The sequence below is a fragment of the Moorena sp. SIO3B2 genome (assembly GCF_010692525.1).
Taxonomy (GTDB): domain Bacteria; phylum Cyanobacteriota; class Cyanobacteriia; order Cyanobacteriales; family Coleofasciculaceae; genus Moorena; species Moorena producens.
Map to the genome: position 1 here is coordinate 1 of NZ_JAAHHE010000162.1, position 9,763 is coordinate 9,763.

Below are 9,763 nucleotides of genomic sequence, written 5' to 3' on the forward strand. Positions count from 1 at the left end.
ATGAATCAGGGGGCATCGGGTGTGCGTATTGATACACCTGACCATGTGGCAGCTGTCCGTAGTCAATGTCCCACTGCTCCAATTATTGGCTTGTGGAAGCAACAGTTACCGGAGTCTGAGGTTTATATTACTCCCCAGTTTCACCATGCCAAAGCGATCGCATCCGCTGGTGCTGATATTATTGCCATTGATGCCACCTTACGGGAACGTCCTGGAGGGGAAACAGTTCAAGATTTAATTAAGCAGATTCACGATACACTGGGTAAACCGGTGATGGCAGATGTGGATACCCTTGAGAGTGCGATCGCAGCACAAGCCGCTGGTGTTGATTTAGTTGGTACCACCCTCTATGGCTACACCGCTCAAACCAGCCATCTTTGTCCTCCCGGCTTTGGCCTACTCAGCCAGTTGGTGAAGCATTTAGATATCCCAGCCATTTGCGAAGGGGGTATTGCCAGCCCCAAGATGGCTCAAACTGCGCTAGAATTGGGAGCCTATGCAGTTGTTGTCGGCACTGCGATTACTGGTATTGATTTGCAAGTTAAGGCTTTTGTCGAGTCATTAGTTAATTGAACATGGTTACAGGGTTTTTCAAGTAGATGAGGTACAGTCTTTATTGGCGCTAATTGCCTTTAAGACCTTCTTACCTTTCTGCCCTCTGCCTTCTGCCCTCTGCCTTAAAAGGATAAGCAAAGTACCTCACCCAATGGAAAACTGCTATAATTGCCCTTGCTAGAAGCTGGAAAACCTATCTTATTATTGAGAACCCAGTTTCTGTAGCCAGTCTTGACCCAACTGAATGGTAATATCTGAGGAAAAAGCACCGGTGCTTTCCACCCGCACTTCCCCAAATCCCAAATAGTTACGGATAGTGGCAGCACTTTCATCGTCTCCCTGTTGGGCAATAATGCGAGTGGTGCGCAATGGTTCCCTAGACAATTTCTGATCAATACGAACATTCTGGTAGCCAGCTTGGTTAAGTTTCCGGAGCATAGCTTTAGCGACTTCAGAAGAATCTGTAGTGTATTGAATCGCAATCCGCAGGGATGTGGAGTTGGCATTGGAGTAATAGCTATAGCCTTGACCAAAGTGCTGACCCACCATCTGCTGGATGCGGCGGTGGTTTGGCAACCAGTAACTGGCTTGTTTCTTGCCATCGTTGCTAAATCGACCAGGCAGCATTAGCATTTGGACATTGGCTCGTTTAGTCTTGGTGGCAAAACCCGCTAATGCCACTAGCTCTTCTACACTTAAGTTGGTGTCAATGTGGGACTGAATAACTGAGAGGATTTGTGGGATTCGTGCGATAGTACTAGGTTTTAGTGCCTGTTCTACCAATGCCCTCATCAGCATTTGTTGCCGCTGAACTCGACCAATATCCCCATACTTGTCGTAGCGAAACCGCAGGAACTGCATCGCTTTATTACCATCCAGGTGCTGTCTGCCTTTTTTGAGGTTGATATAAAGGTGTTGAGAGTGGTCAGTGTACTTCATATCCTTGGGAATATAGACCGTAACTCCTCCCAAGGCATCCACCAGTTTTTCCACACCCTGAACGTTTACTCGGATATAACGGTCAATGGGCACATCATCGAGAAGATCACTGACCGCCTTTGCTGTGAGGGCAGGTCCGCCAAAATAATTGGCAGCATTGAGCTTGATTTTACCATGTTTCTCAATACGAGTTTGAGTATCACGAGGCATGGACAGCACTTTGACTTTTTCCCCATTTGGGTCAAACCGTAGCAGGAGCATGGTATCTGACAAACCCTCTAAGGAATTGACCAGAGCGTGGTATCCCAGGTCTACTTCTGGGGGTTGCTTGAGATCAGAGGTTAGGACTTTAATACCAAGAAATAAGATATTAACTGGTCGAGTCAACTCCGGCAAGTGCATGCTGTTGCTGGAGATGGTTTCTTCTTGGTTAAATACAGATTTCTCGTCCGGAGTCAGTTCATTTTGCAGCAAAGGGGTACTTGCCAGGGATACAGCTAGGATTGCACCTGCTGCCGCAGATGACATGGCCACTGCGGTAAAACCTAGCCAAAGCCAGAGCAAATTCCCTCCCTTGACTTTTACCTTTTTTCTGCGAACGGGGCGAGTAGGTCTTCTCACTACACGGCGTTTTCGATAAGTTCTTTGAACTGGCACTGGGCTTCCTCACACACAGGCAATAGGGATGGTATTGACAGAAGAAGACTATTCACTGCTGACCGGTTTCACATGCTTGACCTGGAGCTTCCATCTTAAGGTTTAGTATTAATACTCTATAGCAGGTTTTTTAACAGGTTGCTGCCTGATCAGGTAAATTTTCGATCAAGCTTGCCCAATCCGTCAGTCAAAACCATCATTAGAGTACATCATTTATTTAAGTAAACCCCTAGACTAGGACAAATACTTGCCCAGGATTCCTTCAGAGATCCGGCTAATCCAAGGCAGGCGTGGTGACTGGCGCTGCCATAAGCGCACCATCACAGCGAAACTGACCAGAAAATAGCCAGATGTCAGCATAGCATTGAGAAACAGCAAGCGTAATGTCCAAAATTCCGACAATTGTGCTCCTGCTGATAATAAACTGTACCCTAGCAACCAACCAAAGGCCAAGGTGACGGACAAGCGACTCACCGTTTTTTCCTGTCGGTTTCCCTGAGAGTGGTACAATGTCCACAGTGCTGGAAACAAGCCAAAGATGGGGACAAGGTAAATAAATAGCTGTAAGCGCTGATTATCGTGATTGTCGGTAGAATTAGTCTTTTTCACATTATGTTCCATCCGCAGCTTGCCTTAAGAATCCCTCAAACCCCATGACTTGGTGGTTTTACCTCTTATCATGACATTACCTAGTGGTTATTCACCAATGGCAATAATATAGTAATAGCAATAGGGCAATGGCAACATGGATAATCAACTAAGCTTCATTCTCAAACTCGTCATCCTCTCCACGATAATTTCTGTTATTATTAAATACGTTGCCCCCAGTGTACCCATTGCCGCTACATCCGTTAATGGGATGATCGGGATCCTGGCTCCAACGGTGATTTTAGCGATCGCATTAGTAGGTCGAGCCTGGAGCTATCGGCAGTTTGATTGATAGGCTAGTGGTAAGCTCACCTAAGTTTCGCGGCGCACGATCATAGGTTTCCCGAGAGGTTAAGACAGACCTTGGCTCAATCCTGATGGTGAAGACGATTCCAGTCACAGAACTTAGCTTGCATGACGTGAAGGTCAAATTTGACCTGACCCCAGCAGAGGATGACGAATTTTTCCGAGAGTGGCAGGACGAGTTACCAGAACTTACCGACACTGAAAGGCAGTCCTTAGAGCAAGTTAAGGCTCACATGCTATACCTGGAACAGTACCCGATGGTGGAAGACATTGTCAAAATGGTAGTGCTGTCTCCCTTGTTAGGACTAGCGGGTTTTTATGGTTCTCCCTTTCACCTCAAGACAGAGGCCGCAATAGAAATTGCCGCTGTTGAGGAGCACGAAATCCTGCGGGGACGTATTGATGTGTTGGTGCTACAAGAGCAGTTGTGACTACTCCTACATCAAATCAAAGATTATGATGTAGGCGCGCTCTTACTCACGAATGAGACTTACTGTTCCTCGATATCCTGTATCGATTTACCACAGCCATTGAGCGGCAGTCCAACCGCCATCAATCTATCATACCAAAACCAAGAGACCCCGTCAGGTAATTCCCCTCCCGCCCATGAAGCGCGGGTATAACGGGAGACCCCTTACCTGTTTAGTTGGGTATTAGCGATTGAATCGAAACAAGCTGGTTTCTCTCTCAAGTCAGCAATTCCTCAGGCATTGACCTACATGATGGCTAATCCTAATCAGTTGCGCCCTAGTTTTGGATTGGTGACTAATGGCACTAATTTCCGGTTTTTGAACAAAATGTTTCGCGCAGTCCTCACCCATAATCTATGATTTGGGTGGGGTAAGCGAAACCAACAAACATCGCGCAGCGTCCTTATTCAGGGGTCTCTTGGTTTTTTACGTACTCAATCAGCAATCAAACGGTCATAGGCCCTTGTGTTCCTACACTAATGATTGCATAACTGCCAGACCAGAATTGAGGTAATGATCCCCAATAGAACTTAGATAAATGCTCCGCGAACTTGAAGCGTAGCCTAGGAGAAGTAACCGTCAAAACATTATTAACTAGCTTCGACAATCCTACTGACGGGTGTGCTTCAAAGAGAATATGTACATGGTCAGCAACACCAACAAACTCTACTAGATCGCACTCCCACTTCCCAAGAAGTTGTTTGAGTATAAGCTCGATTCTGATTAAAGTGATATATAAGCCGAAACGCACTGTTGCTGAGGGTTTTTAGCGGTAGCATAGAAAAATTTTCTTAACCGTCTTGACAACTAAGATTATAACTGGTAGACCAAGTGTAGACGGTTCGTTAAACCCAAGCCCATGAGCAAAAAAAGAAGTAACAGGAGAACTAAAAAGAAAAAGAAAAAGGAGGCTGACCTGATGCGGACGGACGTTTGGAGCCTTGTGGCAACACAAGAACAAAAGCACCAGATGCAACTAACTGTCAATGAGTACCGTGCCTTCCTAACGCCTCTAGTTCTCATATTCAACGCTCAATGGGCTAAACTAGCTACTCTGTCTTCTACAGAACGGATAAATGCTGTGGAGAAAATGATTCATGCCACAGCAAAAAATCCAGCTCCTAAACATAACTATTATCAAAAAGTTTTAGATAAAAATCCTTCTTTTAGAAAGTTTCCTAGTTATTTAAGAAGAGCAGCTATAGCTGACGCTATTGGGATAGTTTCTAGCTTTCAGACTCGTTATAGAGAGTGGCAGTCAGGCATTAGAAAACATCGTCAGGCATTACCCCCTCGTTTAACGGCTATGTGCAAAAGCTATCCAGCTTTATATCAAGGTCAGCAAATTAAATATGGGGTGAACTATGGCACAGTAGACATAAAGGTCTGGGATGGAACTGATTGGGTCTGGCTAAAAAATATAAAAGTCAAGAAACATGGAGGTAATAGACATTTAACAAAAGGAAATCAACTGTGTTCGCCTGCTCTTGTAATCGACAATAAGAAGTGTCAACTATCCATGCCAGTCGAGGTAAAGCAAGTGGAGAGGCAGGAGGCAGAATATATATGTAGTGTAGATTTAGGAATCAATAACGCTGCTGTAGCAGCTATCGTAGGTCGCGATGGTACTGTAAAGGCGAGAAAATTTATCAATCCCGCCAGAGACATAGACTGTCGCAATAGACGGAGAATGAAAATTGCCAAAAAGGCAAAACAAACCAGTAACATAACCGGGAAAAAATTACCAAGAGGTTTCTGTAAAGGTCTTGAACGCAAGTCTTCTAATCTAAATTTGGAGATTGGCAGAACGGTAGCCAGAGAGATTGTTAAATTTGCCTTGTTACATGGAGTAAAAGTAATCGTATTAGAAAATCTCTCTGGCTGGAAAGCTAAAGCAGGTAAGAAAGGGTCATTGATGAAACAGAAGTTTCATTTATGGTGCCATAGCAAAATCGGCGAGCTTATTAACGATAAGTGGACGGAAGTAGGTGGGGTTGTTCAAACAATTAACCCTAAATACACCAGTGCGGTAGCTTTCGATGGTAGCGGTAAAGTCTTGAGAAGTAAAATCAATTATTCACTTGCCAAATTTTCTACAGGAAAACGGTATCATGCCGATCTAAATGCTAGTTATAATATCGGGGCCAGATACTGGTATTCCGTAATTGTAGGAGATAGGCATTTCTTATGGGTGTTCGATAGCAAAAGTTCTAACGGCACATCGAGAACGCCGATTGTCCTGGGGACGCTTAGGAGTCTAGCTACTTTTAAGCGCACGAATCCCCACCCATAATCTTCGATTTGGGTGGGGTGCGTTCAAACTAACCAAATCCGGTAGACCGATGTATGCTCTTTCCGATGAGTTTACCCTCTATCGTGGCAATGACTGGTATAATGTGCTTAGGATCCTCAAGCGAATTGCTGAATTGGTAGTGATGTGAACTATAGGAGTTCTCAAGTGCTGTGAGGTACTTTCTTCCTGGGTTTTAGGGAGCAGGGAGCAGGGAGTAGGGAGTAGAGAGTAGGGGGAATAAAATTGACTGTAAGCGATCGCGTAGCGGCTCTCAAAGAGCATCGCTCTAGGATTGTTCTGCATGATTTGTACCTCTGATCGGTTCTTTGACAATCATTGTTCCCTCTTCTCTGGTAAGCTATCAGCTGTCAGCCTTTAGCTGATAGCTGATAGCTAAATCCAAATGCGTTCGCTTAGCGGCTCCATTGGAGCATCGCGTAGCGTGACTTTAGGTCAATCGCTTACATTTATGGCGCTATACAAAAAAAAGCCTGCACTCAGCAGGCTACCGATGTTTTCAGAAAGATTTAGTTGATCTAACCGTGGTCAAGTCCAAACCATAAATCAACCAACGACAATGTACTCACTATTCACCGCAGCGGTTAGTGTGCCCTGATCCAGCAAAGCCTGATAAACCATCGCAGCTACCTCAGCACGAGTAGCCTCACGCACAGGATTGAGCTTCCTCTGGTCAGGGGAATTCACCACAATCAGTTTTTTAGTAGCCGTTATGACTTGATCTTTGGCATAGCTGGGAATCTTGTCTTTGTCATCATACAAATCCAAAGCATTGGGGTCTGATTCGTTTAAACCCAAGCCATTTACTAAGGAAACAATCACATCCGCTCGCTTAACATTATCGGCCTGTCCGAAGTTGCCATTACTGTAACCAGATAGGAATCCACCGCGATAGGCTTTTTGAATCGCATCCTTAGCCCAAGACTTATCACTGACATCTTTGAATTGCTTGGCTTCCCTTTTCGGTGAAGGGTTGAACGCTTTGCTAATCAAGGCCGCATATTGAGCACGGTTGATCTTATCATCAGGTTTAAAGTTACTGTTGTCAACACCTGAAATCATACCTTCTGACAACAATTCCTGAATAAACTCTTTCGCCCAGTGGTCTTGAATGTCTGCGAATGTGGGTATCCCGTCGTCTGGAAATTTAACAATATATTGATTAGTAATAGCGCTGACTTTATTAGCATCCACCAAGGCTTGATAAACCATGGCAGATACTTCAGCACGGGTAGCATTGCGAGTGGGGTTGAGTTGTTTGAGATTGCTGTGATTTACGATAATTTCTTTTTTGGTTGCGGTTTTGACAGCTTCAATAGCGTAGGTAGGAATGGAACCGCTGTCATCGTAGGCTTGTAAGGCATTGGGACTGGAAGCCGTTAAGTCTAACCCATTCACCAGTGAAACAATTATTTGGGCACGCTGAACCTTGTCTGTGGGTTTGAATGTCCCCCCAGGGTAGCCAGAGAGGAATCCACCACGATAGGCTTGTTTAATCTTTTCGTAAGCCCAATACTTGGAAGCAACATCACTGAAATCCTTGGCCTCCCTTTTATTTGAAGGATTGAAAGCGTTTACCAACAAGGCCGCATATTCAGCACGGGTCATTGTTTTCTCTGGCTGAAAGGTGCCATCAGGGAAGCCACTAATATACCCTTTACTGTACAATCCCTCGATGAAATCCTCTGCCCAGTGACCACCAATATCCGTTAACTTTTTAGGTGGGTCAACAGGGTCAACAGGGTCAACAGGGTCGACAGGGTCGACAGGGTCGACAGGGTCGACAGGGTCGACAGGGTCGACAGGGTCGACAGGGTCGACAGGGTCGACAGGGTCGACAGGATTAGGAACTTCAGCGATCGCGTCATCAATTTGAACCGGACCACTGGCTTTTGAGGCAACTAAAAAATTGCCCACTGAAATCAGCTTAACCGTGGTGTAATTTTTTAAATCAAACTCACCGTTGTTACGCAGTACGTTTTCCCCTGGGTCTCCTGCGGTTCCCAAATCTGGCAAACCCTTGCCAGAAACTGACAGACCAAATCTTTCGTTGTTTTCAATCCGATTCTTACGCAGTATCGGTCGAGCGTCCCCAGAAACCACTATCCCAAATATGTTTTCAGAGGTTTGGTTCTCGACCAGCCTTGGCGCTGCATTACTATCAACAGCAATGCCATTACCCATTTTTTTACAGGTATTCCCTTGGATGTTCCCTTTGGCATCCCTGGTAATCGATATCCCTTGGCCCTCTATACCGCTACCAATGAAATTATTATCTTTAATTTCTGGTGTGGCTTCACCAGTGACATTAACCCCTTCACGATTGCACTCTTTGAAGGTACAATTAGCAACGATAGGGCTACCAGACTCAATCCAGGCCCCAGTGCCTCGGCGCTCACGATTGGTCATAGTTACTCCCCTGAGGTCGGTATCCTTAGCTAGGATAAGGGTCACGTTTTGACCACCACCGAAACGGGTGTTGAACAATCCGTTGCCTTCAATTAAGATGTCCTTGCCTTTGTTGGCTTCATCCCCTATAATTTTTACACCGGAGGGAGCTTTCAGCGGAAAGGTTTCACCACTGGCTGTATTATAAGTACCAGGTTTTAGTTGAATCTGGTCACCTGATCCAGCTGAATCGAAGGCTTTAGTAATAGTTTTAAAGGGCGTAGATTCGCTACCATCAGCGCTATCACTTCCAGTAGCTGGATTGACGTATAGAGTTGCCATAATTTAGGATTACCCAAAACGCTTAAGAACACAGCAAAACTGCGGTGTCACCCATGAGAGGGTTCACCACTTGCTAATTTCCTGAGCAGGAGGCTAACTTTCTTTAGAAATACTCTTAAGAATTGTTACCCAGATAGTGTGCCTGCTTTTATTGCTTATATCTCACAGTTTAAGCTCGATTTTCACTAAATGTCCATTGAGACTTAAGCAGATTTACTCTGGATTTCTTGTTCTGGCAATGTCAGAATCTCTACACCGTCAGGGGTGACAACTATAGTGTGTTCAAATTGGGCAGAAAGTTTGCGATCGCGTGTTACAGCTGTCCACTTATCAGCTAATATCTCCACTTCGTGGGTACCTTCGTTAATCATGGGCTCGATAGTGAAAACCATCCCAGCCCGGAGGCGTTTTCCTTTCCCTCGGGTGCCATAGTGAGGAATTTGGGGAGCTGTATGGAAAATCTTGCTAATCCCATGTCCAACAAAGTCTCGCACTACGGAAAAGCCGTTGGACTCGGCATACTCTTGGATAGCAGCACCAATATCGCCAACCCTTGCTCCTGGCTTGACCTCAGCAATGCCCCGCATCATACATTCTTCAGTAACTTCCACCAGCTTTTTTGCTAGGGGTGAGGGGGTACCAACAAAAAAGGTTCTAGAGGTATCCCCGTGATATCCATCCACCTTTGGTGTTACGTCTATATTAATGATGTCCCCATCTTTAAGGATTTGCTTCCCGTTAGGGATACCGTGACAGACAACTTCATTGATACTGGTACAGATAGATTTAGGAAAGCCCTGGTAGCCTAAGGGAGCACTGATTGCCCCATGCTCTTTTGTCCAGCGCTCAGCTTCATCATTAATCTCTAGGGTGCTTACCCCTGGCTTAACCATGGGTTCTAAATGGTCTAACAGTGCAGTGGCTAAGCGTCCAGCAAGACGCATTTTAGCTATTTCTCTACTGGATAAGAGCACAATTCTTTCAGCTGCCATGAGTTTTTATTCCGTCAATTACCCCAAAACCTGGGAAAAATTATACTATTTGTTGTTTTTTTAATTGTACAATAATATGATCCCTAATTAACGCGGGTTGGCTTGAGAGCAATAGGTAAGGTACATTCTGGATTTTAGGGAATCGGGAATCGGGA

General features: G+C 45.1%; 10 protein-coding genes. 4 read left to right on the plus strand and 6 right to left on the minus strand.

Annotation, left to right across the window (positions count from 1 at the left end):
- Positions 1 to 573, plus strand: a 573-nt coding sequence (locus F6K38_RS25190) for an N-acetylmannosamine-6-phosphate 2-epimerase (RefSeq protein ID WP_287357836.1), incomplete at its 5' end; no start/stop codon positions are given.
- 183 nt (positions 574 to 756) lie between these two features.
- On the opposite strand, the gene F6K38_RS25195 is transcribed toward F6K38_RS25190, so the two are convergent.
- Together F6K38_RS25195 and F6K38_RS25200 are read right to left on the minus strand one after the other, a co-directional pair.
- Positions 757 to 2,151 (minus strand): LCP family protein, encoded by a 1,395-nt coding sequence (locus tag F6K38_RS25195; protein ID WP_052308417.1) that lies wholly within the window; start codon positions 2,149 to 2,151, stop codon positions 757 to 759.
- A 234-nt stretch (positions 2,152 to 2,385) separates the two neighbouring features.
- Positions 2,386 to 2,772: a hypothetical protein gene (locus tag F6K38_RS25200; protein ID WP_008181625.1), complete on the minus strand. Its 387-nt coding sequence runs from the start codon at positions 2,770 to 2,772 to the stop codon at positions 2,386 to 2,388.
- Between the two features lie 124 nt (positions 2,773 to 2,896).
- Here F6K38_RS25200 and F6K38_RS25205 point away from each other — a divergent pair, with 124 nt between their 5' ends.
- Both F6K38_RS25205 and F6K38_RS25210 read left to right on the plus strand, forming a co-directional pair.
- Positions 2,897 to 3,091 carry a hypothetical protein gene (locus F6K38_RS25205; RefSeq protein WP_008181624.1) on the plus strand — a complete coding sequence of 65 codons (195 nt, stop codon included), beginning with the start codon at positions 2,897 to 2,899 and terminating at the stop codon, positions 3,089 to 3,091.
- A gap of 85 nt (positions 3,092 to 3,176) precedes the next feature.
- The gene (locus tag F6K38_RS25210; RefSeq protein WP_008181623.1) at positions 3,177 to 3,536 is read left to right on the plus strand and encodes a hypothetical protein; all 360 of its coding nucleotides are present in this window, start codon (positions 3,177 to 3,179) and stop codon (positions 3,534 to 3,536) included.
- A 484-nt stretch (positions 3,537 to 4,020) separates the two neighbouring features.
- On the opposite strand, the gene tnpA is transcribed toward F6K38_RS25210, so the two are convergent.
- Complete coding sequence (gene tnpA, locus F6K38_RS43570; RefSeq protein ID WP_008181621.1) at positions 4,021 to 4,326, minus strand: IS200/IS605 family transposase; 306 nt, start codon at positions 4,324 to 4,326, stop codon at positions 4,021 to 4,023.
- 108 nt (positions 4,327 to 4,434) lie between these two features.
- Between tnpA and F6K38_RS25215 the strand changes: the two genes are divergently transcribed.
- Positions 4,435 to 5,868 carry an IS200/IS605 family accessory protein TnpB-related protein gene (locus F6K38_RS25215; RefSeq protein WP_008181619.1) on the plus strand — a complete coding sequence of 478 codons (1,434 nt, stop codon included), beginning with the start codon at positions 4,435 to 4,437 and terminating at the stop codon, positions 5,866 to 5,868.
- A gap of 78 nt (positions 5,869 to 5,946) precedes the next feature.
- On the opposite strand, the gene F6K38_RS25220 is transcribed toward F6K38_RS25215, so the two are convergent.
- The 3 genes from F6K38_RS25220 to map all read right to left on the minus strand — a co-directional run bounded on the left by F6K38_RS25220 (position 5,947) and on the right by map (position 9,608).
- Positions 5,947 to 6,171, minus strand: a complete 225-nt coding sequence (locus tag F6K38_RS25220) for a hypothetical protein (protein WP_131826884.1) — start codon at positions 6,169 to 6,171, stop codon at positions 5,947 to 5,949.
- Between the two features lie 261 nt (positions 6,172 to 6,432).
- Complete coding sequence (locus tag F6K38_RS25225; protein ID WP_008181615.1) at positions 6,433 to 8,616, minus strand: S-layer homology domain-containing protein; 2,184 nt, start codon at positions 8,614 to 8,616, stop codon at positions 6,433 to 6,435.
- 203 nt (positions 8,617 to 8,819) lie between these two features.
- A complete protein-coding gene (map, locus tag F6K38_RS25230) occupies positions 8,820 to 9,608 on the minus strand; it encodes a type I methionyl aminopeptidase (RefSeq protein WP_008181613.1) in 789 nt (262 codons plus the stop codon).
- Positions 9,609 to 9,763 lie beyond the last annotated feature (155 nt).